Source organism: Humibacillus xanthopallidus (genome assembly GCF_006717145.1).
Lineage (GTDB): Bacteria > Actinomycetota > Actinomycetes > Actinomycetales > Dermatophilaceae > Humibacillus > Humibacillus xanthopallidus.
In genome coordinates this window covers 992258-1018461 of record NZ_VFQF01000002.1, presented here as the reverse complement: position 1 = coordinate 1018461, position 26204 = coordinate 992258, and the positions used below count along the sequence as shown (strand labels likewise).

Below are 26204 nucleotides of genomic sequence, written 5' to 3'. Positions count from 1 at the left end.
CGCTCACGACTGACTGACACGGGCGCCCTTGGCGCACAAGCTGTTTCGTATGCCGCTGGGCCGGCACCCGTCGTGGGTGCCGGCCCAGCGGCATACTGCCTCGGTGGCGTCCGTGGCGGACGGTCGCGCTCCTCAGCGCGTGCCGGGCGGCTGTCGAGGGTTGTGGCGCCGACCCCGCCGCGCACCTAGGCTCGCGCCTGTGACGAGGTCGAGGATCGGGCGCTACTGGCACATCGGCACTTTCGTCGTGGCGGCGTTCGCCCTCACGTTCCAGCTCTACCTCGTCGCGTCGGGTGACAACATCCTCGACTCGACCGCCGCAGCGAGCCGGCTCGAGCAGACCCGGCGCTATTTCTCGTACTTCACGATCCAGTCCAACTTCCTCGTCGCCGTGTCGATGGTCTTCATCATCCGAGATCGCTTGGGCAGTCAGCTCTTTCGCGTCGTGCGCCTCGCCTCGCTCATCGGCATCACCGTCACCGGCATCGTCGCGGCGATCGCCCTGCCGCCTTCGCCGAACTACACGACCGGCTCGCTCATCTGCGACCGGCTGCTGCACGTCGTCGTGCCAGCCCTGACGTTCATCGGCTGGGTCGCCTTCGGCCCCCGTGGTCTCGTGCGCCGTGAGGACCTGCTGCCCTCGCTCATCTGGCCCGTCGCCTGGCTCGCCGCGACCCTCGCTCTCGGCCCGTTCGTCAGCTGGTATCCCTACCCGTTCATCAACGTCGACAGCATCGGCCTCAGCCGCACGCTGCTCAACTGCGCCGTCATCGCCCTGCTCTTCCTCGCGCTCGCAGCACTCGCCCGGTGGACCGACCGACGCCTGACCGGCGATCGTGACACGATGACTGCGTGACGCTCGAGATCACGACGGCGCGGCCCGAGGCCGCCCTTCTGGACCTGCCCTGGTCGACCCCACTGGAGGAGTGGCCGGAGAGCCACCTTGCTGCCCTCCCCCGCGGCATCTCGCGGCACGTCGTGCGCTTCGTGCGCCTCGGGCCCCGCGTGCTCGCGGTCAAGGAGATCAAGGACGACATCGCCGACCGTGAGTACGCGATGCTGCGCAACCTGCGCCGCCTCGACGTGCCGAGCGTCGAGCCCTTCGGCGTCGTCCACGGTCGCACGACCCTGGACGGCGAGCCGCTCGATGCCTGTCTCATCACCAAGCACCTCCAGTTCTCGCTGCCCTACCGCGCCCTCTACAGCCAGAACCTGCGCCCCGACACCGCCGTGCGCCTCATGGACGCGCTCGCGCTGCTGCTCGTGCGCCTCCACCTCGAAGGCTTCTGGTGGGGCGACGTGTCGCTGTCCAACACCCTCTTCCGGCGCGACGCCGGCGCCTTCGCCGCCTACCTCGTCGACGCCGAGACCGGTGAGCTGCACCCACGGTTGTCCAACGGCCAGCGCGAGCACGACCTCGACATCGCCCGCGTCAACATCGCCGGCGAGCTGATGGATCTCGCGGCCGGGGGCTTCCTCGAGGAGCACGCCGACCCGTTCGAGGTGTCCGCCTCGATCATCGAGCGCTACCACACGCTGTGGGACGCCCTCACCGGCACGGAGCGCTTCGAGTCGGGCGACCGGTGGCGCGTCGACGAGCGCATCCGCCGGCTCAACGAGCTCGGCTTCGACGTCGACGAGCTGTCGATCACGACCGACATCGGCGGCACCGAGATCGTCATCACTCCCAAGGTCGTCGACGCCGGGCACCACTCGCGGCGACTGCTGCGCCTCACCGGCCTCGACGTCGGCGAGAACCAGGCCCGCCGGCTGCTCAACGACCTCGACTCCTACACGGCGGCCACCGACCGCCAAGGGGAGGACGAGGAGATCGTCGCGCACGACTGGCTGACGCGGATCTACGAGCCCATCACGCGCGCGGTCCCGCGCGAGCTGACGAGCCGTCTCGAGCCGGCCGAGGTCTTCCACGAGGTGCTCGAGCACCGCTGGTACATGAGCGAGCGCGCGGGTCACGACACGCCCATCGAGGAGGCGCTGCGCGACTACGTCGCGACGGTGCTGCCGGCCAAGCCCAAGGAGAAGGCGGTGCTCGGCGTCGACACCGAGGAGATGCCCGTCATCAGCATGTTCGACTGAGCTCGACCCCGGCCGGTATGCCGTCCGGCCGGGTCCCGCTCTCCGCCAGCCGCCGACGAAGTTCCCTCACCGCTAATCGAAAGAGCAGTTCGTCGGCTCACGCACCCGCAACACGCGGACTCGGAGTGCCGACGAACTGCTCTTTCGATTGACATGACGGACGTCGAGAGAGGGTGTGGGGTGGGCCCGCCCGCGGGTCAGTCGTCCTCGGTCGCCGGGCCCGACAGGATCTGGCCGAAGAGCACGACGATCCACAGCAGGAACGTGACGACGTGGACCACGGTGCACCAGAGGCAGATGGCATGGATGCGGAAGAGCTCGGCCCACACGAGGTAGAGCGCGAACCCGAGCCCGACGGTGAGCCACCCGATGCGGGCGGGGTCCAGCCAGGCCGCCGGCGAGCGCCAGGCCCGCGGCAGGCAGAGCCCGAGGGTGACGACGAAGAAGAGGAGCCCGAGCACCGCGACCGGGACGCCGAGGAAGGTGCTCCACGCGCTCGAGGTGACGCGCGCACAGTCGACGACGCCGCCGATGCTGCAGGCCAGGGTGGCGTTGTCGGTGAAGTGCTCGAAGGTGAGGTAGGCCGACACGGCGAGGCCGACAACCGAGAGCACGAGGGTGACCGGGGCCAGCCACGCGGGACGCTGTCGCACGCCGGGCACCGTCCGGCCCGCCTCGGTCACACGGCTCACGGCGTCACCGCTTGATGAGCACGGAGGCCGACATGACGGCCTGGCTCGTGCAGACGTTGGCCGGCTTGCCGCCGGTCATCTCGCAGAGCTGGGCGGAGATCATGTTGACGGCCGGGTTGACCGTCTTGCCGATGTCGGAGGTCGGGTCCTCGATGCCGGCGATGATCTGGTCGTAGGTCTTGCCGTCGAGCACGTTGGCATCGACCGTGGCACCGTCGGTCGCGTAGGTGCCGCCGTAGGTGATCCACGGGATACCCCCGCCGGGGTTGAACTTCTGGAAGATCTGGGCGTTCTCACCCTCGAGCGGCTGCAGGGCGTTCTTCTGGCGGTCGGCGGTCTCGACGGCCTCGAAGGAGAGGACGTCGCTCGTGTACGTCGAGTTGGCAAAGGTCCACGTCGGGGTGTCGGGATGCACGTCGTCGGTGGCGCTCGTCGTCGGCTTGAGCCCGCTGAACGTGCCGAACTTCGACAGGGCGGCGATGAGCGGCCAGCGCTCCATGGCGCAGAACGGGCAGTACTCCGCACCGACGTAGAGGACCTTGGGCTTGCCGTCCTTGGTCAGGGCCGTGCCGCCCTGGAGCTTCGTCGGCGCCTGGTTGGTGTTGGGGGCGGCCGAGGCGTCGAGCGTGGCCTGCGGGAGGGCGACGAGCTTGGCGAGGGCGGCATCCGCGCTGGCGTTGGAGCCCGTCGAGCCGCCGGCGGCTGGGGTCGAGGCCGGTCGGCCCGAGACCGCCACCCCGATCACGACGGCGCCGATGACGACGACGACCGCGATGACTGCCGCGATGACCTGCCGTCGCTGGCGGTCCTTGCGAGCCGCCTCCTCGCGCATCTTCGCGGCCTTGGCCGCAGCCTCGGCCCGACTGCTCTTCGCCACGTCATCCGTCCTTCTCATCGGGAGCGTCTCGCACTACTACCGCACGTAGTGGCGGCGGGCACCACTCTACAGAGGTCACTCAGCCAGCGTTTGGCCCACCCCGCAGAGTTCCCGGGCCGGCGCACCACCTGCCGGGTGAGGGCCTCGGAGGGCTCGCCTGCGGGTCCCAGCACGGCTCAGCGGCGGCGCTGGCGGCTGATCTCGTAGAGGGTGACACCCGTCGCCAGGCCCGCGTTGAGCGACTCGACGGCCGAGCTCATCGGGATCGAGACGATCTGGTCGCAGGTCTCTCGCACGAGGCGCGACAGACCCTTGCCCTCGGAGCCGGTGACGATGACGAGGGGCTCGGCGGCCAGCGACAGGTCGGGCAGCTCGACGTCACCGTCCATGTCGAGGCCGAGCACGAAGAAGCCGGCCTTCTTGAACTCCTCGAGGGCCCGGGTGAGGTTGCCCGCCTTGGCCACGGGGATCCGCGCGGCAGCCCCGGCCGAGGTCTTCCAGGCCGAGGCGGTCATGCCGACCGACCGCCGCTCGGGCACGACGACGCCGTGCCCGCCGAAGGCCGCGACCGACCGGATGATCGCACCGAGGTTGCGCGGGTCGGTGATGCCGTCGAGAGCGACGACGAGCGGGATGCCGGGCATCTCGGGGTCGATGAGGTCGGCCGGCTCGGCGTAGTCGTAGGGCGGCACCTGCAGCGCCAGGCCCTGGTGCACGCCGCCGTCGGTGAGCCGGTCGAGCTCGCCGCGGGGCGTCTCGAGGATGGCGAGCCCGCGCTCCGTGGCGAGCTTTAGGGCCTCACGGACCCGGTCGTCGGTGTCGATGCGGCTGGCGAGATACATCGTCGACACGGGGATGTCGGCGCGCAGGGCCTCGACGACCGAGTTGCGGCCGTAGACCATCTCGCTCGTGCCCTTGGCGCGGCGCTGCGGTCGCGAGCCACCCGAGCCGCCCGAGCCACCGCTGCCCCCACGGCGGGAGCTGGCCACGGCACGCTTGTGGGCCGGGTGGTACTCGCGCTCGGACGCCTTGGGCGTCGGGCCCTTGCCCTCGAGACCACGTCGACGCTGGCCGCCGGAGCCGACGGTGGGCTTCTTGCCGCCCTTGCGCACGGCTCCGCGCCGCTGGGAGTTGCCGGGCATGTTCAGACCTTCTTCTCTGTGGTGACCGAGTCGGCGGCCGGTCGCGAGAGCGACCACTGGGCGCCGGACGGGGTGTCGGTGATGGCGATGCCGGCCGCGGTCAGCGCGTCGCGGATCGCGTCGGCGCGCTCGAAGTCGCGCTCCTGGCGGGCGGTCTGGCGCGCGTCGAGCTGCACCCGGACGAGGGTCTCGAGGGCTGCCTCGGCCGCGGCGTCACCGCGTCCGTCACCCGAGCCCCAGTGCGCTGCAAGCGGGTTGACGCCCAGGATCTCTGTCATCGCGACGACGGAGGATGCCGCCGCGAGCGCCGCCTCGTCGTCGTCCTCGTCGAGGGCGGTGTTGCCGGCGCGCACCGTCTCGTGCACGACCGCCAGCGCCCCGCTGACGCCGAGGTCGTCGTCCATCGACTCGACGAAGTCGGCGGGCAGCTCTGTGGCAGGGGCGATCTCGTGGCCCGGGGCTCGGCGTGCCGCGCGCTCGAGGAAGCCCTCGATGCGCTCGACGGCCGCACCGGCCTCCTCGAGGGATCCGGGGTGGTACTCGATCATCGAGCGGTAGTGCGCCGCGGTCAGGTAGTAGCGCAGCACGAGCGGCCGCGTCGTCTCGAGGAGGTGACGCACCTCGAGGGAGTTGCCGAGCGACTTGCCCATCTTCTGCCCTCGCACCGTCACCCAGGCGTTGTGGAGCCAGTAGCGGGCGAAGCCGAGACCGGCCGCGCGCGACTGCGCCAGCTCGTTCTCGTGGTGCGGGAAGCGCAGGTCGATGCCGCCGCCGTGGATGTCGAACTCGTCGCCGAGCCAGCGCCGGGCCATCGCGGAGCACTCGAGGTGCCAGCCGGGCCGGCCCGGGCCGAAGGGAGTCGGCCACGACGCGCTCTCGGGCTCGTCTGCCTTGTGCCCCTTCCACAGGGCGAAGTCGCGCGGGTCGCGCTTGCCGCGCGGGTCGGCGTCGTCGGCGCTCGCCATGTCGTCGATTGACTGGCCCGTCAGCGAGCCGTACTCCGGCCACGAGCGCACGTCGAAGTACACGTCACCGCTGCCGTCGGGGGCGGCATACGCGTGCCCCTTCTCGATGAGCGTCTCCATGAGCGAGACCATGTCGGGCACGTGGCCCGTGGCGCGCGGCTCGTAGGTGGCGGGGACGACGCCGAGCGCGTCGAGCGCCTCGCCCGTCAGCCGTTCGTTGCGGTAGGTCAGCGCGAACCAGTCCTCGCCGGCCTCGGCCGCCTTGCGCAGCACCTTGTCGTCGATGTCGGTGACGTTGCGCACGAGGGTGACGTCGTAGCCGTGTCCGGCCTCGAGCCACCGGCGCAGCACGTCGAAGGCGACGGCGAAGCGGATGTGACCGATGTGGGGGGCGCCCTGTGTCGTCAGCCCACAGATGTACATGCCGACCTTGCCCGCCTGGCGCGGCGTGAAGTCGCGCAGCTCCCGGGTTGCGGTGTCGAACAGTCGTAGGCTCACCCGCCGAAGTCTATCGGCGCGTCCCTCGCCACCCGACCACGAGCGAGGGGGCGGGTCCCTACCCTCGGTCCATGGCCCAACCGCGGCTCACGAGCTACGACCGGCTCGACGGCACCGAGGTGCGCGCCGTGCTCACCTACCTCGGCGAGCGCATCGACACCTACCTGCCACGCCACCCGGGCCTGCGCACCGCCGTCAAGGAGTGCGGCACGCTCGTCGACGGTCTGCTCGAGCGCCGTCGGCACGCCCCGGCCCAGCGGGCTGCCATCGTCTGGACGTCGCGGGTGCTCATCGTCGTCGTGCTCGCCGTCGTCCTCGTCGCGACCGCCTTCGCCGCGCGCGACGCCATCGCCAACGCGCGCTCCCTCGAGTCCTTCGAGTGGCTGCCGCTCGTCGAGAGCCTCATCAACGACCTCGTCTTCGCCGGCATCGCGATCTGGTTCCTGCTGTCGCTTGCCGACCGCGTCGTGCGCAACGACCTCATCCGGCGCCTGCACCGGCTCCGGTCGATGGCGCACATCATCGACATGCACCAGATGAGCAAGGACCCCGCCGCCCTGCTGCCCGACATGGTCATGGGGGCGGTCGCCGGCGACGACGTCATCAGCCCACGCACGATGTCGGTGCGCGACTACGCCCTCTACCTCGACTACTGCTCCGAGCTGCTGTCGCTCACGTCGAAGGCGGCGGCCCTGTGCGCCGAGGAGTCGACCGACGCGCTCGTGCTCGACACGGTGAGCGAGATCGAGAACCTCACGACGGGCATGAGCCGCAAGATCTGGCAGAAGATCAGCCTCCTGCAGACCGCAGAACGGACGCACCACCCGCGGTCCTGACGGCGCGCGCTCGTCACACGGGTCAGGGCCCGCTCCCCCCGAGGGAGCAGGCCCTGACGATCGTGGGGTCACCGCGGGTGACCGAGAGGCCAGCGTATGCCGTCAGCCCGCCGAACGGCATACCCCCGCGGGCTTGTCGTCGGCGGGGTGTCGAGCAGGCCCCGGGGCGGGTCGGGCGCTCAGTGGCCCCGACGGATCCACTCCTCGACGTCGGGCTTCTCGGCGCCGACCGACGTCGAGCGGCCGTGCCCGGTGAGCACGACCGTCTCGTCGGGGAGGGTGAGCAACGCGCCGCGGATGGACTCGATGATGGTCGGGAAGTCCGAGAACGACCTCCCCGTCGCGCCCGGGCCGCCCTGGAAGAGCGTGTCGCCGGTGAAGACGACGCCGAGGTCGCGGGCGTGGAAGCACACCGCGCCCGGCGAGTGACCCGGGGTGTGCAGCACGAACAGCTCGACGTCGCCGACCTGCACGACGTCGCCGTCGGCGAGGTCCTGCGTCGGCTCGAGGTCCGGGTGGGTCTGCTCCCAGAGCACTCGGTCGGCGGGGTGGAGGGCCACCCCGGCCTCCGGGTGGGCCTCGAGCAGCTCGGCGACCACGGTGACGTGGTCGTCGTGGGCGTGCGTCAGCAGCACGTGCGTCAGGCGGCGCTCACCTACGAGCTCGAGGATCGGAGCCGCGTCGTGCGGGGCGTCGACGACGACGCACTGGGTGTCGTCGCCGACGACCCAGACGTTGTTCTCGACGTCCCACGTGCCGCCGTCGAGGCTGAAGGTGCCCTCGGTCGTCGTGTGGTCGACGCGGACGCCTCCGGGCGACGGGGTGATCTGGTCGGCCGTCGTCACAGCACGACCACCGACCGCAGCACGTTGCCGGTCTGCATCTTGTCGAAGGCCGCCTCGACGTCGCCGAGGCCGATCCGCTCGGTGACGAAGGCGTCGAGGTCGAAGCGGCCCTGCTTGTAGAGGTCGACGAGCATCGGGAAGTCGCGGCTCGGGAGGCAGTCGCCGTACCAGCTCGACTTGAGCGCGCCACCGCGGCCGAAGATGTCGATCATCGGCAGCGTGACCTTCTTGTCCGGGGTCGGCACACCGACGAGGACGACCGTGCCGGCGAGGTCGCGAGCATAGAACGCCTGCTCGTAGGTCTCCGGGCGGCCGACGGCCTCGACGACGACGTCGGCGCCGTTGCCGCCGGTGAGGCTGCGGATCGCCTCGACCGGGTCGGTGGTGCTGCTGTTGACCGTGTGCGTGGCGCCGAAGTGCTTCGCCTGCTCGAGCTTCGCGTCGCTGACGTCGACCGCGATGATCGTCGTCGCGCCGGCCACCCTGGCGCCGGCGATCGCGGCGTTGCCGACACCGCCGCAGCCGATGACGGCGATCGAGTCACCGCGGCCGACGCCGCCGGTGTTGACGGCGGCGCCGAAGCCCGCCATGACGCCACAGCCGAGCAGGCCCACGGCCGCGGCGTCGGCCTCGGGGACCTTCGTGCACTGGCCGGCCGCGACGAGCGTCTTCTCGATGAAGGCACCGATGCCGAGCGCCGGCGACAGCTCGGTGCCGTCGGTCAGGGTCATCTTCTGCGTGGCGTTGTGGGTGTTGAAGCAGTACTGCGGCTTGCCCTTGGCGCAGGCGCGGCACTGGCCGCACACGGCGCGCCAGTTGAGGATGACGAAGTCGCCCGGGGCGACGTCGGTGACCCCGTCGCCGACCGCCTCGACGCGGCCGGCCGCCTCGTGACCGAGCAGGAAGGGGTAGTCGTCGTTGATGCCACCCTCGCGGTAGTGCAGGTCGGTGTGGCACACCCCGCAGGTCTCGATCCTGACGACCGCCTCGCCGGGGCCGGGGTCCGGCACGACGATGTCGACGACCTCGACGTCGGCCCCCTTGCTGCGACTGATGACACCCTTGACGGTCTGCGGCATGACTACTCCTCGTGGTGCGACGGGCTGGGTCCCGGACTCGGAGTCGATCCTGCCTCAACGCCGACGTCGCCGCGCTACCGCCACCCCCGCGAGTTCCCAGTCGAGTGGCCCCGTCGTCACAGTCGAGTGGCCCCGTCGTCACAGTCGAGTGGCCCGGTCGTCACAGTCGAGTGGCCCCGTCGTCACAGTCGAGTGGCCGCGCCGTCCCACGCGCCCCGGCTGCCTGTGGGGCCAGCGTGACGGAGCGGCCACTCGAGGGGGTGGTGGGGGTCAGCGGGGAACGACGAGCGCCGTGGCGATGGCTGCGACGCCCTCGCCCCGACCGGTGAGGCCGAGTCCGTCGGTCGTCGTGCCGCTGACCGAGACCCGCGCTCCGGCCGCTGCAGTAAGGGCCGCCTCGGCCTCCGCCCGCCGGGTGCCGATCTTGGGCCTGTTGCCGACGACCTGGACGGCGATGTTGCCGATCTCGTAGCCGGCCCCGCGCACGAGGCGGGCGGCCTCGGCGAGCAGGGTCACGCCGGAGGCGCCAGCGAGCTCGGGCCGGGCGCTGCCGAAATGCGCACCGAGGTCGCCGATGCCGGCCGCGGAGAAGACCGCGTCGCAGGCGGCGTGGGCCGCGACGTCGGCGTCCGAATGCCCCTCGAGACCCCGCTCCCCCGGCCAGTGCAGGCCTGCGACCCAGAGCTCACGAGACGAGCCTTCGGCGGCATACGCGTGGACGTCGACGCCGACCCCGACGCGCGGGAGCTGGGCCATCAGTCGTCCTTCCAGTCGATCGGTCCGCGGTGGATCTTGTGCGGCGCGGCCTGGGCGACGGGTTTGATGACCATCGTGTCGATGTTGACGTGCTGCGGCAGCCCGACGACGAAGCCGACGCACTCGGCGACGTCATCGGCGACGAGGGGCCGGTCGACGCCGTCGTAGACCTTGTCGGCCGCGGCCTGGTCGCCGTGCAGCCGGGTCAGCGAGAACTCCTCAGTGCGCACCATGCCGGGGCGGATGTCGACGACCCGGATGTTCTCGCCGTTGAGCTCGAGCCGCAGCGTCTCGGAGACGACCGAAGTGCCGTGCTTCGCGGCGACGTAGCCCGCGCCGCCCTCGTAGACGCGCTCACCTGCGATGGAGCTGATGTCGACGATGGTCGCGCGGGCCGACCGGCGCAGCATCGGCAGCACGCCCTGGACGACCCGGAGGGTGCCGACGACGTTCGTCGCGTACATCTGCTCCCACTCCTGCGGGTCGCCGTCCTCGACCCTGGTCACTCCGAGGGCTCCGCCGGCGTTGTTGACGAGCACGTCGCAGCGGCCGAGTGATGCCGCTCCGGCCGCGACGGACTCAGGGTCCGTGACGTCCATGACAACGGCCCGCGCAGCTCCGCCGTCGGCCTCGATCGCGGCGACGACAGACTCGAGCTTCTCGCGGCGCCGGCCTGCGACGACGACCTCGAAGCCGTCGCGTGCGAGTCGCTTCGCGATGGCGGCGCCGATGCCGGTGCCGCCGCCGGTGATGAGGGCGATGGGTCGGGTCGGGCTCGGGTGCTCGTTCGTCACCCCGCCGAGGATAGGCGCTGCCGGTTCGATGTACCTGCGCGGCCCAGGGCCCGCGTCAATACAGCGACCCAAGGTTTGGGGGGGAGGGTTGGGCGGGGTCAGGTGCCAGGCGTGCGGAGGAGGCGGACCGCTGTCTCGAGGTCGTCGGGCGTCGTCACCTTGAAGGCCCGTGCGTCGCCCTCGACGACGAGCACGCGCTCGCCGAGCCGCTCGACGAGGCCGGCGTCGTCGGTGGCCGCACTGGAGACGGCGTGGGCCCTCTCGAGCACATCGCGCCGGAAGCCCTGCGGTGTCTGCACGGCTCGGAGCGAGGACCGCTCCGGCGTCGCCACGACGAGGCCCTGCTCGTCGACCTGCTTGACGGTGTCGACCACCGCCGTGCCGGGCACCACCGCGACGGCCCCCGCCGCCACCGCCGCGACGACACGCTCGAAGACCGCCACCGGCGTGAGGCACCGCGCCGCGTCGTGGACGAGCACGATCTCGACCTCCGGAGACAGGCTTGCGAGACCGGCCGAGACGGAGTCACCACGCTCGGCCCCGCCCACGACGACGGTCACGTCGGCGACGGAGCCGACCTCACGGCATACCGCGGCGGCGACGTCCTGCGCCTCACCGCGGTGCGCGGCAGGGGCGACGACGACCACCTCGGAGACTCCCGGAGACGACAGCACCCCCCGCAGGGCGTGCCCGAGGATGGGCACCCCCGCGAGGGGCACGAACGCCTTGGGCAGCGGGTGCCCCAGACGCGAACCGGAGCCGGCCGCGACGATGATGACGCCGACGCGACCGGCTCCGGTCGTGGTGTTCAGTGCGCTGTCCGAATCAGGAAGCGAGGACCTCGTCGAGGATCGTCTCGGCCTTCTCCTCGTCGGTCTTCTCCGCGAGCGCGAGCTCGGAGACGAGGATCTGACGCGCCTTGGCGAGCATGCGCTTCTCGCCCGCCGACAGGCCGCGGTCCTGGTCACGACGCCACAGGTCGCGGACGACCTCGGCGACCTTGATGACGTCACCGGACGCGAGCTTCTCGAGGTTCGCCTTGTAGCGACGCGACCAGTTGGTCGGCTCCTCGGTGTGCGGCGTGCGGAGCACCTCGAACACGCGGTCGAGGCCTTCCTTGCCGACGACGTCGCGGACACCCACGAGGTCGCAGTTCTCGGCGGGGACTTCGATCGTCAGGTCACCCTGAGCGACCTTGAGCTTGAGGTAGAGCTTGTCCTCTCCCTTGATCGTTCGTGTCTTGATCTCTTCGATGAGTGCAGCCCCGTGGTGGGGGTACACGACCGTCTCGCCGACCTTGAAAACCATCTGCTGTTTTCCCCTTTCGCGACCTCCAGATTATCACGAACCGGCTGACAGTGCGATCTCAGGATTCGGCATCACCGCAGGTCAGGGCCATAGTGCCGCCCACTTGGGCCCGAATTGAAGTCTTGACAGACCTCGGATCGCATGCATCGTCAGGGGCCAGGCCGGGCCGTGGAGGCGCCTCTGGCGCCGGGCCGGGCGGGCGTCGGACCGATGCCGGGAGGCCGGCGCGGTCGCGGCCGCGACCGGACTTGACCCCGTGCGGCGGGTGGGGCACGCGCGCGGGCACCGCGCCGGTAGGCTGTCGCCCGTGAAGCGTCGACTCCCTGCTGCGGCTCCCGCGCACCGCCCGTTCGTCCGTCGCGCCCTCGCCGCCGGCGCCGGCCTCGTGGTCGTGGGGGTGACCGCCGGCTGCCAGGTCAACAACCCCGTCCAGACCGACGTGCCCTACCAGCCCGCAGACGGCGTGGCCGCGAACGTCGGCCAGCTGGCCGTTCGCGACCTCGTGCTCATCGGTGACGGCACCGGGCCGGTCGTCATCTCCGGCAACGCGACCAACAAGGGCACCGAGGCCATGACCGTGCAGATCGCGGCGCAGCCGAGCGCGACGGCCGACCCGCAGGCCCCCACGCCGGGAGGGTCGGAGGTCCAGCTCGGCCCGCGCGAGCAGGTCGACCTCGCCACGAAGGGCCTCCAGCTCACCGGTGTGACGTCCAAGCCCGGCACGCTCGTGCCGGTCAGCCTCACGTCGAGCACGGGCGGCACGACGATCGTCTCGGTGCCGGTGCTCCCCGCGGTCGACTACTACGCCACGGTGACGCCAACTCCCACCTCGAGCTGACCGATCGAGAGAGCACCCCGCCGCCTCGAGTAGGCGGGCCCCACCCGCAGCCAATCGAAAGAGCACTTCGTCGCCTCGCCGCGCGCGTGGACTGCCCGACGAAGTGCTCTTTCGATTGGGGATTTCCGGCTGGCGTGGACGCGTCCGTGGTCGCGCTCGCCCCGCGCGACGAGCCCCCACAATCCCGGACAGCGAGCCCACGCGAGCCCGCACAGCGAGCCCACGCGAGCCCGCACAATCGAGAGAGCACTTCGTCGGCCGACGAAGTGCTCTCTCGATTGTGCGACGGGGGCTGACTCGCTGGTCAGCTGGCCTCGAACTTGTAGCCCAGGCCGCGCACGGTGACGATGTGCACCGGGTTGGTGGGGTCGGGCTCGATCTTGGCGCGCAGGCGCTTGACGTGCACGTCGAGGGTCTTGGTGTCACCGACGTAGTCGCTGCCCCACACCCGGTCGATGAGCTGCATGCGGGTCAGCACGCGGCCCGAGTTGCGGAGCAGCATCTCGAGCAGCTCGAACTCCTTGAGCGGCAGGGAGGTCGGCCGACCCGACACGCTCACGGTGTGGCGCTCGACGTCCATGCGCACCGGCCCGGCTTCGAGGGTCGCCGGCAGCAGCTCCTCCGGCTCGGCCAGACGCCGCAGGACGGCCTTGACACGGGCGAGCAGCTCACGGCTCGAGTATGGCTTCGTGACGTAGTCGTCGGCACCGATCTCGAGGCCCACCACCTTGTCGATCTCGCTGTCCTTTGCGGTCAGCATGATGACAGGGACGGTGGAGCGCTGGCGCAGCGCACGGCATACGTCGACGCCCGAGAGGCCGGGAAGCATGAGGTCGAGGAGGACGAGGTCGGCGCCGTTCTTGTCGAACTCGGCCAGTCCGTCGGGGCCGGTCTCGGCGACGGCGACGTCGTAGCCCTCCTTGCGCAGGACGTAGGACAAGGGATCGGAGAACGAGACCTCGTCCTCGACGATGAGAATGCGGCTCAAGAGTGGCCTTTCGGGCTGGTGGGGACACCTGCGGACACCGGGGACACCGGGGACTCTGGGGACACCGGGGTGGACGCGTCGGCGGGGAGGGACATGCCGTCCGACGTGGACGCAGACGGTCGTGCAGTGGAGGCGCTGGCGGCGGGGAGACGGATCGTGAAGGTCGAGCCGCGCCCGGGCTGCGACCACACCGACACCGTGCCGCCGTGGTTGTCGACGACGTGCTTGACGATGGCGAGGCCGAGTCCGGTGCCGCCGGTGGCGCGCGAGCGCGCGGTGTCGACGCGGTAGAAGCGCTCGAAGATGCGCTCCTGCTCCTCCGGGGCGATGCCGAGGCCCTGGTCGGTCACGGCGACCTCGACCAGGCCGTCGTTGCCGTGGCGCACCGACACTGCGACGCGGGTGCCGTCGTCGCTGTAGGCGATGGCGTTGCCGATGAGGTTGGCGATGGCCGTCGTCACGAGCTGGGCGTCGCCCCACACGAGGCAGCCGTCCTCGCACGCGACAGCGAGGTCGATGTCGTTCTCCTCGGCCATCAGCCGGCTGTGGTCGAGGGCGTCGCGCGCGCAGGCACCCACGTCGATGAGCGCAGGCTCACGCACGACGTCGGCCCCCTGGAGGCGCGACAGCTCGACGATCTCCTTGACCAGCCGGGTGAGCCGGTCGGACTCGACGCTGATGCGCTTGGCGAAGCGGGCCACGACCTCGGGATCGTCGTGGGCGTCGAGGATCGCCTCGGCCAGCAGGGCGATGCCGCCGACAGGCGTCTTCAGCTCGTGGCTCACGTTGGCGAGGAAGTCGCGCCGGATCTCCTCGACGCGCGCGGCCTTGGAGCGGTCCTCGACGAGCAGGAGCACGTGGTCAGCCCCGAGAGGGGCGACCCGGGCAGCAACGACGAGCCGTCCCGGGCCGATGCCCTTGCGCAGGCCGAGCTCGGCCTCGCGGATCACCCCGTCACGGCGCACCGCCCGGGCGAGGTGGAGCAGCTCCGGGTGCACGAGCTCGTGGTCGCGGACGAGCCCGTGGGCGACCGCGGCCGGAGAGTTGTTGACGACGCGGTCGGACGAGTCGACGACGATTCCGCTCGAGCGGAGCACTGCGATGACGTCGGCCACCCCCGGCGGCACGGGCTGGGGCGGCACCACGACGGCGGCGGAGCGGTCGGCGGAGCGGTCGGACAGGCGCACGGCGAAGAGCGCCACGCCCCCCAGGGCGAGGCCGGCGATGACACCGAGGGTTGCCGCCGTCGTCGCATCCACGAGAATCAGGGTACGCATCACCACGTGCACGCCCCGACCACGTGGGCGCCGAGCGCGCACACGGCATACCGAGTGTTCACCTGAGCGCCCCCGATCATTAACGCAGGGCTGCGACTCTCTGCACGACGCAGCCCGGCAAACCGACAGGAAGACCATGCGCGACCAGTTCCACGAGGACCTCGACACGATCTCGGACCAGCTCGTCGAGCTGACGAGGCTCGCGGGCTCCGCCATCTCCCGCGCCACCACGGCTCTGCTCGACGCCGACGTCCACCTCGCCGAGTCGGTCATCGAGGCCGACCGCAAGCTCGACGACATCCGAATCGAGCTCGACGAGCTCTCCATCGACCTGCTGGCCCGCCAGCAGCCGGTCGCCACCGACCTGCGCATCGTCGTCACGGCGATGCACATGAGCTCGGACCTCGAGCGGATGGGCGACCTCGCGCGCCACGTCGCCAAGGTCGCGCGGCTGCGCACGCCGGACTCCGCCGTGCCGCCCGAGCTGCGCTCGCACATCCTCCAGATGGGCCAGGTCGCCGAGGCGATCGTCGCCAAGTGCGGCTCGATCATCGCGAGCAAGGACGTCGCCGCCGCGATCGCGCTCGAGAAGGACGACGACCAGATGGACGAGCTGCACCGCCAGCTCTTCGCCGCCCTGCTCGACGAGGACACGTCGTGGCCGCGCAGCTCGATCCTCGACCTGACGCTCGTCGGGCGCTACTACGAGCGCTTCGCCGACCACGCCGTGTCGGTGGCGCGGCGCGTCATCTACCTCGTCACCGGTGAGTACGACCAGGTGGTCGACCACGAGGAGGAGGAGGACGCCCAGGAGGTCGCGGCCCTCGAGAACGGCGCAACCACCCCCTGACGCCTGACCTTCGAAAGGCCACTCCTCGTGACGAGGAGTGGCCTTTCGACGTGGGTCAGGCGACCAGATGTGGCCTTTCGACGTGGGTCAGGCGACCAGAAGTGGCCTTTCGACTGGTGGGGGGGCGACGAAGTCAGCGGCCCTGGTTGGCGACGGCCTCCGCGGCGGCGCGCGCGGCCTCGGGGTCGAGGTAGCGGCCCCCGCGGGTCACCGGCGTGAAGTCGTCGTTCAGCTCGTAGACGAGCGGCATGCCCGTCGGGATGTTGAGCCCGGCGATGTCCTCGTCGGAGATGCCGTCGAGCGTCTTGACGAGCGCGCGCAGCGAGTTGCCGTGGGCGGCGACCATGACGGTGAGCCCGTCGGCGAGGTCGTTCTGGATCTCGTTCTGCCAGTAGGGCATGAGGCGCGCGACGACGTCCTTGAGGCACTCGGTCGCCGGCATCGCGTCGCCGAGACCGGCGTAGCGCGGGTCGCCCGCCTGCGAGAACTCGTCGCCCTCGTTGATCGGCGGCGGAGGCACGTCGTAGGAACGGCGCCAGAGCATGAACTGCTCCTCGCCGAACTGCTCGAGGGTCTGCTTCTTGTCCTTGCCCTGCAGCGCGCCGTAGTGCCGCTCGTTTAGGCGCCAGTCACGCTTGACGGGGATCCAGTGCCGGTCGGCGGCGTCGAGCGAGAGGTTGGCCGTCGTGATCGCACGGCGCAGCAGCGACGTGTGCACGATGTCGGGCAGGATGCCTGCCTCCTTGAGCTGCCGGCCCGCCGCGACACCCTCGGCGCGGCCCTTGTCGGTGAGGTCGACGTCGACCCAGCCGGTGAAGAGGTTCTTGGCGTTCCAGTCGCTTTCGCCGTGACGGACGAGGACGAGCGTGTAGGTCATGCGGCCAGCCTAGCGAGGAGAATCACCCCTGCGAGGTGTCCTCCAGCAGGTGGCGGAAGGCGTCGAGGTTGCGCGTCGACTCCCCGCGCGACACCCGCCAGGACCACTCCTTCTTCATCGACCCGAGGAAGCCGAGGGCGAGCAGCTCGTTGAAGGCCCCGTCGCTCGCCGTCAGCACGACACCGAGCAGCTGGTCGAGGTGCTCCTCGTCGAGCGCCGTCGTCGGCAGCTCGCCGCGCAGGTAGACGTCGCCGTCGGTGTCGATCGCGTAGGCGACCCCCTGCAGCCGCAGGTTCCGGCGCAGCAGCGAGCGGTAGAACGCCTCGTGGTTCTCGTCGGGGTTGCGGATGACGAAGGCGCTGAGGCTCGTCGTGCGGTCGCGCACGAGCAGCGACACGACGGTCTTCAGCTTCTTCTCCCCCGGCAGCGTCACGACGTACTCCCCCGGGCGCCCGCCGAGCTCCCACTCCAGCCCCACCGAGCCGAGGTATGCCGTGAGGCGGGCTTCGGCGGCCGGCGCGCGGCCGCCGGCCGCGTCCTCCGGAGCCGGAGTCTCGTCAGCGGTCACGGGATGACCGCCGTCGGCACGCCCACGAGCGCGCGCCCCTCGTCGATCGGCGAGTCGTTGCCCGAGGTCTGCCGCCCGAGGATCGCCTGGCGGTAGACCTCGACGAGGCGGTCGGTCGTCGCGGCCCAGCCGTAGCGGGCCGCGTGCTCGACCGCCCGCCGGCCCAGCTCCAGTCGTCGCGGCCGGTCGCGAAGCAGCGCCTCGACGGCGTCGGTCCACGGGCCGACCCGGTGTCCGTCGACGAGCACACCGGCGTCGCCGACCGCCGTCGGCAGACCGCCGACGTCAGCCGCGACGACGGGGGTGCCGCACGCCTGGGCCTCGATGGCGACGAGGCCGAACGACTCGGAGTGGCTCGGCACGAGCACGAGGTCGGCGGCGCGGTACCACTGGGCGAGCACGGCCCGCTCGACCGGACGCACGAAGCGCACGACGTCGCTGATGCCGAGCGAGGCGGCGAGCTCCTCGAGCTCGTGCGGCCGGGTCAGGCCGCTCCCGCTCGGGCCGCCGACGACGGCAACGGTGAGGCGGTCTCGGCGGGCGGGGTCGCGCTGGAGCAGCTCTGCAGCGACGCGCAGCAGCATGTCGGGAGCCTTGAGCGGCTGGATCCGGCCGACGAAGAGGAGCACGTCGCCCTCTACGGGCAGCCCGAGTGCGGCTCGCGCGGCCCCGCGGTCGCCAGGGGTGAAGGTGTCGAGGTCGACGCCCGGGGGCACGACGGAGACCTTGGACGGCAGGGCGGCATACAGCTCGATGAGCTCGCGCGCCTCGCCGTCGGTGTTGGCGATGAGCCGGTCGGCGGCCTCGACGACCTGGACCTCGCCGATCTCGCGGCCGCGCGGCTCGGGGGTGTCGCCGTCGGCGAGGTGGAGGTTCTTGACGCGGGCCATCGTGTGCATCGTGTGGACGAGCGCGACGCGCCACCGGTCGGCCGCGAGCCAGCCGACCTGCCCCGAGAGCCAGTAGTGCGAGTGGACGAGGTCGTAGTGGTCCTCGGGGACCGAGAGGCCCGCCTGCATGATGCCAGCGGAGAAGGCGCACAGCTGGCCCGGCAGGTCCTCCTTGGACAGCCCTTCATAAGGGCCGGCCGTCACGTGGCGCACCCGCACACCGGGCACGAGGTCGGCCTCGATGGGCGTCTCACCGGTCGTGCGACGGGTGAAGATGTCGACCTCGATGCCGCGGGCGGCGAGCTGGGTGGCGGTCTCGGCGACGTAGACGTTGAGCCCGCCCGCGTCGCCCGTGCCGGGCTGCTCGAGCGGCGACGTGTGCACGCTGATCATCGCCACGCGCCTCGGATCGCCCTGCATACCTCGCCTTCCGCCGGACCGGAGTGTCCTCTCGAACTCAACCACACGGCTGATTCGATGTATTCCGCGGCAACGGCCGCGTGGGAACGAGCGGGGCGATCCGGCCCGGTGCCTCTAGGCTTCGAGCGTGGCGAGCCGTGACCGACCCGTGGGCGCACCCGTCGGCACGGTCACGCGTGGCACGACGGCGCCCAACCGGCTGCGCCGCTGCGACCGCTGGATCGCCGGGCCGCAGGGGTGGCGCCTGCGACGGAGCCCGACTCCCCCCGTCGTCGTCGACCTCGGCTACGGGGCGTCGCCGGTCACCGCCGTGGAGCTGCACGACCGGCTGCGTCGGCTACGCCCGGACGTGCAGGTCGTCGGCATCGAGATCGACCCCGCGCGGGTGCGCGACGCGGCCCCGCTCGAGCGCGAGGGCCTGACCTTCCGTCGTGGCGGCTTCGAGGTGCCCCTCGACGACGGGGCGCGCCCGACGGTCGTGCGCGCCTTCAACGTGCTGCGCCAGTATGCCGAGGGCGACGTCGCGGCGGCATGGGCGCGGGTGCAGGAGCGGCTGGCTCCGGCCGGCATCCTCGTCGACGGCACGTGCGACGAGATCGGGCGCCGGGCCGCCTGGGTCACCGTCGAGAAGGACGGACCGGTCAGCCTCACCCTGTCGCTCCGGCTCGGCGGCCTCCAGCGGCCCTCCGACGCCGCCGAGCGCCTGCCGAAGGCGCTCATCCACCGGAACGTGCCGGGCGAGCCGGTGCACGCCTTCCTCAGCGACCTCGACCGGGCGTGGGAGCGCAGCGCCGCGAGCTCCTCGTGGGGTGCGCGGCAGCGCTTCCTCGCGGCGGTCGAGCAGCTGCGTGACACCTGGCCTCTGCAGGGCGGCCCAGCGCGCTGGAGGCTCGGCGAGGTGACGGTCGACTGGGCCGCGGTCGCCCCTCTCGGGGACGCCACGTGACGGGCTCCGCGGGGCCACGTGACCTTCCACGCAGCCAAGGTCACATACCACTTCCAGCACCCACGGCGGCGTAACATGGGCGGCATGTCGCACGCCGGCATGCCGCGGTGGGGCCACGGCGAGGGAGTGAGCTGGCACGCCTTGGACAGCGACGAGGTCGAAGCCGTGGCGCGGTTCGTCGCGCACGGGTGGGCACAGTCCGAGCACGCCCTCGTCATCGCGAGCCCCGCGCACCGCCACCGCATCGAGGCGGCGACGGCCCAGCTCGGGGCGGACCCGGAGCTGGAGCGGGCGCAGGGACACTATCTGGCGGTCGACGCCGACGAGACCCTGCGCCGGTTCGTCGTGGACGGCGTGCTCGACCCGCGACGCTTCCGGGCCGTGGTGACCGACCTGCTCGCCCGGGCATCGAGCGACGGGTCGCACGTGCGGGTCTTCAGCGAGCTCATCGCGCTGCTCTGGCTGGGCGACGACGTCCAGAACGCCCTCGACATCGAGCTGCAGTGGCGCTTCCTGCTCCGCCGCCACGACTTCTCGCTGCTCTGCGCCTACCCGACCCCTGACTTCGCCGCATCCGGCCTAGTCGACGTGCGGCGCGTCTGCGACCTGCACACCGACCTCGCCGTCGGCGAGTCGACCCGCGTCGGCGCCGACTCGGGCACATCCGGCGGGCCCGTCGCCGTCGGCCGCTACCACGCGTGCTCGCAGGTCTACCTGCCCGTCGCCGAGTCGGTACCCTCCGCGCGGCACTTCGTCGTCGACGTGCTGCGGGCCTGGGGCCTGGACGACCTCGACGGCGACGCCGCGATCGTCATCTCCGAGCTCGCCACGAACGCCCTGCGGCACGCCGAGACACCCTTCCGGGCCGTGCTCGACCGCCAGCAGGACGGCGTGCGGCTCGGGGTCGAGGACGCCGCTCGCGACCCGCTGGCGCGCCGCTCCCCCAGCTCCTACGACCTCGGCGGCCGCGGGGTCGACATCGTCGAAGCCCTCTCGCGCCGGTGGGGCTGGACCGAGCTGCCCTCGGGCAAGCTCGTCTGGGCCGAGCTCGTCGAGGCCGGCGCGACCCCTGCAGCCGCGGCGTCCGAGGGCTGAGCGGGCCATGCCCCGCGCGGTCACGACGCAGCGCCCCACGACCGCTCACCCCAGCTCGTCACCACGACGCGCGTATGCCGTCCGCGCCCGAGGGCGGGGACGGCATACGTCGGCGGTGGCTGGGGCCCTCGTGGGGCCGGGGTGCGCTCAGCGCACGTAGTCGTCCTGGAGGCGCTCGATGTCGGACTCGTCGAAGAGGCCGAAGGCGACCTCGAGCAGCCGGCCCGGGCGCTCACCCGAGTTGCCCATGCGGTGCGTCGCACCGCGGGGCACCCAGATCGTCTCGCCGGGCTGGGCGACCCAGGCACGGTCGTCGACGGTGATGTCGATCGGCACGTCGAGGACCTGCCACATCTCACCGCGGTGGTCGTGCTTCTGCAGCGAGAGCCGGTGGCCGGGGTGCACGGTGATGATCTTGACCGTGACCTGCTCGTTGGACACGAACTGCTGGAACTGCCCCCACGGGCGGTCCGCGACGAAGATGTCCTCGGTGGGGTTGCGGTCGCCGAGGTCGTAGTCGTACGGGCTGTGCGCAGGCGCGAGCTCGTCGTCGTGGTCGTGGGTGTCGACCACGGTGTCGTGCAGGTCGTGCGCGTCCAGGTCGATGGCCGGGACGGCGGCGCCGCCCTGGTGCTGGTCTGTCATGGCTCCCCCATGGTTGGTGAGTGCCCAGTGTGCCCTAAGCGGGGCGCTGCGCGCGCCTCGACGCCGGGCTCACCACCCGCTGGAGCGGCCGCCACGCCCGCGCACCTGCCGCAGCGCGGGGCGCACGTCGGCGAGGTAGACGGCGGCCGCGACGAAGCCGAGGAGGGCGAAGAGGTTGAGCGAGGCGAGGGTGACGACGCCGAGGGCCATGGCGACACCGAGCAGCACGAGCCAGAAGGTGCGCGTGCGCTTGCCCGCCGCGAGGTACGCGGCCTCGGGGTTGCGCAGCGCGTCGACGAACGCGAAGACCTCACAGGCCAGCGCGCCGGCGCCGAGGGCGTAGAGCACGATGGTCTGGAAGCCCTGGAACAGTTCCATTGCACCAGCGTAACCCGCGGATCCGCGCTTTCAGCAGGCCTCAGGTGTCGATGACGAGGGTGACCGGGCCGTCATTGACGAGCGAGACCTCCATCATCGCGCCGAAGCGTCCCTGCTCGACCTCGATCCCCCGAGCCTGCAGCGCCGCGACGAGGTCGGCGATGACCGGCTCGGCGACCGGACCGGGGGCCGCGGCCGACCACGACGGCCGCCGGCCCTTGCGGGTGTCGGCGTGCAGCGTGAACTGGCTGACGACGAGCACGGGAGCAGCGGCGTCGGTGACGCTCAGCTCGTCGCGCAGGATGCGCAGCTCGGCGATCTTGCGGGCCATCAGCTCGATCTGCTCGGGGCCGTCGTCGTGCGTGACGCCGACGAGCGCCAGCAGACCGGGCCGGTCGATGGCCCCGACGACCTCACCCTCGACGCTCACGCTCGCGCGGGACACCCGCTGGAGGACGGCGCGCACGGCAGCCTCAGACGCCCACGGCGACGACGGAGCCGACCGGCTGCCCGTGTCCGAGCACCGGCGCGTGCTCGAGCGCGGCGAAGGCGTCGACGGTGGCAGGCACCTCAGGGGCCTCGAGGCCGATCCTGCGCAGGACGGCCGCGAGCACGACCGACCGCGCCCGGGGGGAGCCGTCGGCGATCTTGACGGCCACGCCGCGACCGTCGGCCAGCCCCACGGCATACACCGCCTCGGCGCCGTCCTTGGCGACGAGGCCGTCGACGCCGCGCACGAGGGCGGTGACGTCGCGCGTCGTGCCGCCGAGGTACTCGGGGAAGGCGCGGATCGCACGCGTGATGCGTGCCTCGGGGCCGTCGATGGCGGCAGCGAGCCGCCCGAACCCGCGGGACAGCGCCGTCAGGGGGATCGCGTGGATCGGGGCCCCGCACCCGTCGACCGCGACGGCTCCGGGCTGCGCTCCAGTGACGTCGGCGATGGTCTCCATGATCGCGGCCTGGAGCGGGTGGGCGGGGTCGCGGTAGGTCGCGGGGTCCCAGCCGTTGACGACGCACGTGGCGAGCATCGACGCGTGCTTGCCCGAGCAGTTCTGGGCGATCGACTGCTTCGGGCTGCCCGAGGTGATCCACGCGGTGCGCGCGGCCTCGTCGTAGGGGTAGTCGGGGGTGTTCTGCAGGTCGGTCTCCGACAGCCCTGCGCCCTCGAGGATCTCGCGCACGGCCTCGAGGTGGAAGTCCTCGCCCGAGTGGCTCGAGCAGGCGAGCGACAGCAGGCGTCCGTCGGTCGCGAGGCCGTGACGCACCATCGCGAGCGCCTGGAACGGCTTGCTCGACGAGCGCGGGAGGACGGCGCCCTCAGGGTCACCGATGGCCAGCTCGACGCTGCCGTCGGGCGCGGTCACGACCGCCGTGCCGTGGTGCACCGACTCGACGAATCCCCCTCTGACGACGTGCGCCACGACGGGCGCTGCGGTGAGGGCGGGAGAGGCCGAGGCCGGTGGGTGGGACACGCCCCGCAGTATGCCGGAGGGCTGGGTCCGCGCCGACGGGCACCCGGGTGCGCGGGCCGGCCGGACGGCATACCTCGGGGTCGGGGTGACGAGCGGGCCATGGCGCGCGGCAGGGCCGCCACCCCGGAGGATGACGGCCCTGCTGCGTGCGTGCTCGTGCCGGCGGGCGGCGCGAGATCAGCTCGTCGTGACGCCCGTGACGTTCTCGGCGGCCGTCTTCGCGGTGTCGGCCGTCGTGGCCGCCGCGGTCTTGGCGGTGTCGGCGGTCGCGGCAGCCGTCTTGGTGGCGGCGGCCTTCGTCGTCGTCGCAGCCTTCTTGACCGTCTTCTTCGTCGTGGTCGACGCCTTCTTGGCGGTCTTCTTGGCGGCGGTCTTGGCCGGGGCGACCTTGCGGGCCACGGTGGCCTGCGGGTCGTCGGTCGTGGCCGAGCTGCGGGCGGCGACCTTGCGGGTCGTCGTGGCCTCGACCTCGTTGGCCTTGCGCGTCGCGGCGGCCTTCTGGGCAGCGGTCTTGCGGATGGCGCGCTGGTGGGCGGCCGTGCGCTTGGCCGGCACCGGGGCAGCGGCCTTCTCGAGGGCCTCGGCAGACTTCTCCACCTGGGCGCCGATCTTCGAGGCGTCCTGGGTGACGACGTCGACGACGCTCGAGGCGAGCTTGCTGCCCTCGGTGGCGGCCGTCTTGACGACGCGACGTCCACGGATGGCGGCGGCGTGCCGCAGCTCGGAGGCGTCGAACGCGGCGCGCTCACCCTGGGCGCGCAGGTCGGTGACGACCTTCTCACCGCGCGCGGCGGCAGCGTCGTACTGGTCCTTCGCGTTGCTCGCGATGACGAGGCCCTGGTTGAGCACCTGCGCGGGCAGGTCCTGCGCCTGGGCGACGAACTTGTCGGCGTAGGAGGTCGCGATCTTCTGCAGGGCGGCGGTGCTCTTCTGGAGCTCGGCAATGCGCTTCTCGAGGTCCTTCTGGAGCTGGTTCGCCTCCTTCTTGGCACCCTTGCGCAGGTCGATCTCCTGAGCCTGCTTGCGGGCGAGGTCGAGCTGCACGCCGGCAGCGCGGACCGTGTCAAGAGCGATGTTCGCGGCGCCGACGACGGCGTAGAACGGGGTCGCGTCGACCGAGACCTCGGGCAGCTTGCCCTCGATCTCGTCGAGCTGGCCGCGCACGTCGACAGCAGCGGCCTCGGCCTGCTTCTGGGCGTCCTTGACGGCCTTGGTGATCTTGTCGCTGAGAGCCATCTCAGTTCTCCTTCTCGTTGAGGTTCTGGGCCGCGGCAGCGGGGGCGCTGGGCGGAGGGGTGCGGCGGCGGGCGCGGGCTGGCGGCGTCCGGCCGGGGGCGTGGGGGGTGCGGGGGGCGTTGGGGTCGTCGTCGACGTCGCCGACGAAGGACAGGTAGATCTCGACGAGCACCCCGCGCTGACGCTCCGTGAGGGCGGCGTCGGCGGCGATGGCGGAGAGGACGTCGGGGGCGGCGGCCGGGTCGTCGCCGACCCGCTCGTCGAGGATTCCGGCCCGGACGTAGAGCGACTCGGCCGAGACCTGCAGCCCCTTGGCGATCTGCTGCAGGATCTCGGCGCTCGGCCGCTTGAGGCCTCGCTCGATCTGCGACAGGTAGGGGTTGGAGACTCCGGCCATCTCGGCGAGCTGACGCAAGGACAGCTGGGCACTCTCGCGCTGTTCGCGCAAGTAGGCCCCCAGGTCCGGTAGCGGCAGCTTGCTCATGTCTCCATTGTGCTAACTACAGCAAGCAAAATGCAAACTGTGGACAGCGTGAGACCGCCCACACCGGCGGCATACCCGGGTTCTGACCTCGCCTCACGCCCGTCGCGCTTGGCACCTGCGGGCACTCCCCTGCCTCAATCGAGAGAGCACTCCGTCGGCGTGGTTGCAGGCCCTGGCAGTCGAAAGAGCAGTTCGTCGCCCGTCCATGGGACTGTGCGGGGCCGCTCGGTGGCGACGAACTGCTCTTTCGATTGTCCGTGGCGCACCCGGCTCACCCGCGGCAGCACCCCCCGCAGGTATGCCGTCCGCGACCGCCGCGTCTCCCGCGCGGTATGCCGTCCGGCTGGGTCAGCGGCGTTCGCCGCGCAGCCGTCGAGCTGGGTCGGCTGTCAGCGGGTGCGGCGGTCCTTGATCGCGAGCGCCGCGCGGGCCTCCGTCGTCGACATCGGCGGCCGCTGCATGAGGGTCGCGAGCTGCGCGGCCCGGCTCACGAGCTCGCTGTTGTGCCCGACCGGCTGCCTCTTGGCGAAGACGAGGTTGTCCTCCATGCCGACCCGCAGGTGGCCGCCCGCGGCGAGCGCGGCGGCGGCGATCGGCAGGTGCGCGCGACCGATCCCCGTGGCCGACCAGCTCGTCACCTCGGGCGGCAGCATGGCGACCCCGGCGAGCAGGGCCTGTGGCGTGCCGGGCATCGAGCCGGGCACCCCGGTGACGAAGTCGACGTGGACCTTGCCGCCGTAGGGCAGGCCGCACTCGTCGATGAGCCGGCGCAGGGCGTGCACGTGACCCAGCTCGAAGAGCTCGAACTCCGGCACGACCTCGCGCTCCTGGGCCAGGCGGTAGAGGTCGACCATGAAGCCCCACGGGTTCAGGAAGACGCCGTCGCCGAAGTTCGTCGTGCCGCAGGTCAGCGAGCAGGAGTCGGGGTCGGCGTCGAGGACCGTGAGCCGCTGCTCGAGCGGGTCGGTGATGGCTCCGCCGGTCGAGAGCTGGACGACGAGGTCGGTCGCCTCGCGCACGCCGTCGACGGCCTCCTTGAGCAGCACGGCGTCGAGCGTGGGCTGGTGGTCGCGGTCGCGCACGTGGATGTGGATGAGGGCGGCTCCGGCCCGCTCGCACGCGACGGCAGTCTCGACGAGCTCCTCCGGAGTCGTCGGGAGGGCCGGCACGTCGACCTTGGCGGTCTCAGCCCCGGTCGGCGCGACGGTGATCAGCGTGCTCGCGGCGCTGCGTGCGGTGCTCATGCCGTCATCCTGCCAGCCGCCCGCGGGGTGCGAGCGACGGGCCCGGGACCGGGCCGGACGGCATACCCCCGCGGCGGCGCCGCACGCGTGCGCGCCGGTGGTGGGGC

General features: G+C 71.7%; 29 protein-coding genes. 7 read left to right on the top strand and 22 right to left on the bottom strand.

Annotated elements, in window-relative coordinates:
* The first annotated feature begins 199 nt into the window (after positions 1 to 199).
* Complete coding sequence (locus FHX52_RS15430; RefSeq protein ID WP_141823206.1) at positions 200 to 856, top strand: Pr6Pr family membrane protein; 657 nt, start codon at positions 200 to 202, stop codon at positions 854 to 856.
* Complete coding sequence (locus FHX52_RS15425; RefSeq protein WP_141823205.1) at positions 853 to 2097, top strand: DUF4032 domain-containing protein; 1245 nt, start codon at positions 853 to 855, stop codon at positions 2095 to 2097. Before FHX52_RS15430 ends, FHX52_RS15425 begins: the two co-directional genes overlap by 4 nt.
* 197 nt (positions 2098 to 2294) lie before the next feature.
* Here the strand turns inward: FHX52_RS15425 and FHX52_RS15420 are convergent, their stop codons facing one another.
* The 4 genes from FHX52_RS15420 to cysS form a co-directional block, all read right to left on the bottom strand.
* Positions 2295 to 2789: a vitamin K epoxide reductase family protein gene (locus FHX52_RS15420; protein WP_141823204.1), complete on the bottom strand. Its 495-nt coding sequence runs from the start codon at positions 2787 to 2789 to the stop codon at positions 2295 to 2297.
* A gap of 4 nt (positions 2790 to 2793) precedes the next feature.
* Positions 2794 to 3666: a DUF929 family protein gene (locus FHX52_RS15415; protein ID WP_185747309.1), complete on the bottom strand. Its 873-nt coding sequence runs from the start codon at positions 3664 to 3666 to the stop codon at positions 2794 to 2796.
* A gap of 176 nt (positions 3667 to 3842) precedes the next feature.
* Entirely contained in the window at positions 3843 to 4808 is a 966-nt protein-coding gene (rlmB, locus tag FHX52_RS15410; protein ID WP_141823202.1) for a 23S rRNA (guanosine(2251)-2'-O)-methyltransferase RlmB, read from the bottom strand.
* Between the two features lie 2 nt (positions 4809 to 4810).
* Positions 4811 to 6271, bottom strand: a complete 1461-nt coding sequence (cysS, locus tag FHX52_RS15405; protein WP_141823201.1) for a cysteine--tRNA ligase — start codon at positions 6269 to 6271, stop codon at positions 4811 to 4813.
* A gap of 71 nt (positions 6272 to 6342) precedes the next feature.
* On the opposite strand from cysS, the gene FHX52_RS15400 reads away from it, so the two are divergent.
* On the top strand, positions 6343 to 7107 hold the full coding sequence (locus FHX52_RS15400; protein WP_141823200.1) for a hypothetical protein: 765 nt from the start codon (positions 6343 to 6345) through the stop codon (positions 7105 to 7107).
* A gap of 179 nt (positions 7108 to 7286) precedes the next feature.
* On the opposite strand, the gene FHX52_RS15395 is transcribed toward FHX52_RS15400, so the two are convergent.
* From FHX52_RS15395 to FHX52_RS15370, 6 genes are all read right to left on the bottom strand, one after another.
* The gene (locus tag FHX52_RS15395; RefSeq protein ID WP_141823199.1) at positions 7287 to 7952 is read right to left on the bottom strand and encodes an MBL fold metallo-hydrolase; all 666 of its coding nucleotides are present in this window, start codon (positions 7950 to 7952) and stop codon (positions 7287 to 7289) included.
* A complete protein-coding gene (locus FHX52_RS15390; protein WP_141823198.1) occupies positions 7949 to 9031 on the bottom strand; it encodes an S-(hydroxymethyl)mycothiol dehydrogenase in 1083 nt (360 codons plus the stop codon). The genes FHX52_RS15395 and FHX52_RS15390 overlap by 4 nt, the downstream gene beginning before the upstream one ends.
* A gap of 270 nt (positions 9032 to 9301) precedes the next feature.
* Positions 9302 to 9787, bottom strand: a complete 486-nt coding sequence (ispF, locus tag FHX52_RS15385; protein WP_141823197.1) for a 2-C-methyl-D-erythritol 2,4-cyclodiphosphate synthase — start codon at positions 9785 to 9787, stop codon at positions 9302 to 9304.
* The gene (locus FHX52_RS15380; protein ID WP_141823196.1) at positions 9787 to 10581 is read right to left on the bottom strand and encodes an SDR family oxidoreductase; all 795 of its coding nucleotides are present in this window, start codon (positions 10579 to 10581) and stop codon (positions 9787 to 9789) included. Before FHX52_RS15380 ends, ispF begins: the two co-directional genes overlap by 1 nt.
* Positions 10582 to 10679: 98 nt before the next feature.
* Positions 10680 to 11354, bottom strand: a complete 675-nt coding sequence (gene ispD, locus FHX52_RS15375) for a 2-C-methyl-D-erythritol 4-phosphate cytidylyltransferase (protein ID WP_342777967.1) — start codon at positions 11352 to 11354, stop codon at positions 10680 to 10682.
* A 52-nt stretch (positions 11355 to 11406) separates the two neighbouring features.
* Positions 11407 to 11889, bottom strand: coding sequence for a CarD family transcriptional regulator (locus FHX52_RS15370; protein ID WP_141823195.1), 483 nt, complete (start codon positions 11887 to 11889; stop codon positions 11407 to 11409).
* 307 nt (positions 11890 to 12196) lie between these two features.
* Here FHX52_RS15370 and FHX52_RS15365 point away from each other — a divergent pair, with 307 nt between their 5' ends.
* Positions 12197 to 12727, top strand: a complete 531-nt coding sequence (locus tag FHX52_RS15365; protein ID WP_141823194.1) for a hypothetical protein — start codon at positions 12197 to 12199, stop codon at positions 12725 to 12727.
* A 304-nt stretch (positions 12728 to 13031) separates the two neighbouring features.
* Here FHX52_RS15365 and FHX52_RS15360 read toward each other — a convergent pair whose 3' ends face one another.
* Complete coding sequence (locus FHX52_RS15360; protein WP_141823193.1) at positions 13032 to 13715, bottom strand: response regulator transcription factor; 684 nt, start codon at positions 13713 to 13715, stop codon at positions 13032 to 13034.
* Positions 13712 to 14974 carry a sensor histidine kinase gene (locus FHX52_RS15355; protein ID WP_141823192.1) on the bottom strand — a complete coding sequence of 421 codons (1263 nt, stop codon included), beginning with the start codon at positions 14972 to 14974 and terminating at the stop codon, positions 13712 to 13714. Before FHX52_RS15355 ends, FHX52_RS15360 begins: the two co-directional genes overlap by 4 nt.
* Positions 14975 to 15128: 154 nt before the next feature.
* Here FHX52_RS15355 and phoU point away from each other — a divergent pair, with 154 nt between their 5' ends.
* Positions 15129 to 15842 carry a phosphate signaling complex protein PhoU gene (gene phoU, locus FHX52_RS15350; RefSeq protein WP_141823191.1) on the top strand — a complete coding sequence of 238 codons (714 nt, stop codon included), beginning with the start codon at positions 15129 to 15131 and terminating at the stop codon, positions 15840 to 15842.
* A gap of 133 nt (positions 15843 to 15975) precedes the next feature.
* On the opposite strand, the gene FHX52_RS15345 is transcribed toward phoU, so the two are convergent.
* The 3 genes from FHX52_RS15345 to mshA are packed head-to-tail and all read right to left on the bottom strand — an operon-like array spanning position 15976 to position 18570.
* Positions 15976 to 16719, bottom strand: coding sequence for a phosphoglyceromutase (locus tag FHX52_RS15345; protein WP_141823190.1), 744 nt, complete (start codon positions 16717 to 16719; stop codon positions 15976 to 15978).
* A 22-nt stretch (positions 16720 to 16741) separates the two neighbouring features.
* Positions 16742 to 17287 (bottom strand): YbjN domain-containing protein, encoded by a 546-nt coding sequence (locus FHX52_RS15340; protein WP_141823189.1) that lies wholly within the window; start codon positions 17285 to 17287, stop codon positions 16742 to 16744.
* Complete coding sequence (gene mshA / locus FHX52_RS15335) at positions 17284 to 18570, bottom strand: D-inositol-3-phosphate glycosyltransferase (RefSeq protein ID WP_246070025.1); 1287 nt, start codon at positions 18568 to 18570, stop codon at positions 17284 to 17286. The genes FHX52_RS15340 and mshA overlap by 4 nt, the downstream gene beginning before the upstream one ends.
* A 154-nt stretch (positions 18571 to 18724) precedes the next feature.
* Between mshA and FHX52_RS15330 the strand changes: the two genes are divergently transcribed.
* Both FHX52_RS15330 and FHX52_RS15325 read left to right on the top strand, forming a co-directional pair.
* Positions 18725 to 19543 (top strand): class I SAM-dependent methyltransferase, encoded by an 819-nt coding sequence (locus FHX52_RS15330; RefSeq protein WP_246070001.1) that lies wholly within the window; start codon positions 18725 to 18727, stop codon positions 19541 to 19543.
* 84 nt (positions 19544 to 19627) lie between these two features.
* Positions 19628 to 20638, top strand: a complete 1011-nt coding sequence (locus tag FHX52_RS15325) for an MEDS domain-containing protein (protein WP_185747308.1) — start codon at positions 19628 to 19630, stop codon at positions 20636 to 20638.
* Positions 20639 to 20785: 147 nt separating this feature from the next.
* Here the strand turns inward: FHX52_RS15325 and FHX52_RS15320 are convergent, their stop codons facing one another.
* From FHX52_RS15320 to FHX52_RS15290, 7 genes are all read right to left on the bottom strand, one after another.
* Positions 20786 to 21283, bottom strand: coding sequence for a phosphomannose isomerase type II C-terminal cupin domain (locus tag FHX52_RS15320; RefSeq protein WP_141823186.1), 498 nt, complete (start codon positions 21281 to 21283; stop codon positions 20786 to 20788).
* 69 nt (positions 21284 to 21352) lie between these two features.
* Complete coding sequence (locus tag FHX52_RS15315) at positions 21353 to 21661, bottom strand: DUF2516 family protein (protein WP_141823185.1); 309 nt, start codon at positions 21659 to 21661, stop codon at positions 21353 to 21355.
* Positions 21662 to 21701: 40 nt separating this feature from the next.
* Positions 21702 to 22127: a D-aminoacyl-tRNA deacylase gene (gene dtd / locus FHX52_RS15310; protein ID WP_141823184.1), complete on the bottom strand. Its 426-nt coding sequence runs from the start codon at positions 22125 to 22127 to the stop codon at positions 21702 to 21704.
* A gap of 7 nt (positions 22128 to 22134) precedes the next feature.
* On the bottom strand, positions 22135 to 23133 hold the full coding sequence (locus tag FHX52_RS15305) for an asparaginase (RefSeq protein WP_141823183.1): 999 nt from the start codon (positions 23131 to 23133) through the stop codon (positions 22135 to 22137).
* 177 nt (positions 23134 to 23310) lie between these two features.
* Positions 23311 to 24369, bottom strand: coding sequence for a hypothetical protein (locus FHX52_RS15300; protein ID WP_185747307.1), 1059 nt, complete (start codon positions 24367 to 24369; stop codon positions 23311 to 23313).
* A 1-nt stretch (position 24370) separates the two neighbouring features.
* Positions 24371 to 24853 (bottom strand): helix-turn-helix domain-containing protein, encoded by a 483-nt coding sequence (locus tag FHX52_RS15295; RefSeq protein ID WP_141823182.1) that lies wholly within the window; start codon positions 24851 to 24853, stop codon positions 24371 to 24373.
* A 389-nt stretch (positions 24854 to 25242) separates the two neighbouring features.
* A complete protein-coding gene (locus FHX52_RS15290; RefSeq protein ID WP_141823181.1) occupies positions 25243 to 26097 on the bottom strand; it encodes a beta-keto acid cleavage family enzyme in 855 nt (284 codons plus the stop codon).
* Positions 26098 to 26204 lie beyond the last annotated feature (107 nt).

Coding starts and splice junctions, on each gene's coding strand:
- FHX52_RS15370 (WP_141823195.1), bottom strand. CDS start 11,889: ATGGTTTTCAAGGTCGGCGAGACGGTCGTGTACCCCCACCACGGGGCT.
- FHX52_RS15290 (WP_141823181.1), bottom strand. CDS start 26,097: ATGAGCACCGCACGCAGCGCCGCGAGCACGCTGATCACCGTCGCGCCG.
- FHX52_RS15390 (WP_141823198.1), bottom strand. CDS start 9,031: ATGCCGCAGACCGTCAAGGGTGTCATCAGTCGCAGCAAGGGGGCCGAC.
- FHX52_RS15325 (WP_185747308.1), top strand. CDS start 19,628: ATGTCGCACGCCGGCATGCCGCGGTGGGGCCACGGCGAGGGAGTGAGC.
- FHX52_RS15400 (WP_141823200.1), top strand. CDS start 6,343: ATGGCCCAACCGCGGCTCACGAGCTACGACCGGCTCGACGGCACCGAG.
- rlmB (WP_141823202.1), bottom strand. CDS start 4,808: ATGCCCGGCAACTCCCAGCGGCGCGGAGCCGTGCGCAAGGGCGGCAAG.
- phoU (WP_141823191.1), top strand. CDS start 15,129: ATGCGCGACCAGTTCCACGAGGACCTCGACACGATCTCGGACCAGCTC.
- FHX52_RS15300 (WP_185747307.1), bottom strand. CDS start 24,369: ATGGCTCTCAGCGACAAGATCACCAAGGCCGTCAAGGACGCCCAGAAG.
- FHX52_RS15345 (WP_141823190.1), bottom strand. CDS start 16,719: ATGACCTACACGCTCGTCCTCGTCCGTCACGGCGAAAGCGACTGGAAC.
- mshA (WP_246070025.1), bottom strand. CDS start 18,570: ATGATCAGCGTGCACACGTCGCCGCTCGAGCAGCCCGGCACGGGCGAC.
- ispF (WP_141823197.1), bottom strand. CDS start 9,787: ATGGCCCAGCTCCCGCGCGTCGGGGTCGGCGTCGACGTCCACGCGTAT.
- FHX52_RS15295 (WP_141823182.1), bottom strand. CDS start 24,853: ATGAGCAAGCTGCCGCTACCGGACCTGGGGGCCTACTTGCGCGAACAG.
- FHX52_RS15320 (WP_141823186.1), bottom strand. CDS start 21,283: ATGACAGACCAGCACCAGGGCGGCGCCGCCGTCCCGGCCATCGACCTG.
- FHX52_RS15315 (WP_141823185.1), bottom strand. CDS start 21,661: ATGGAACTGTTCCAGGGCTTCCAGACCATCGTGCTCTACGCCCTCGGC.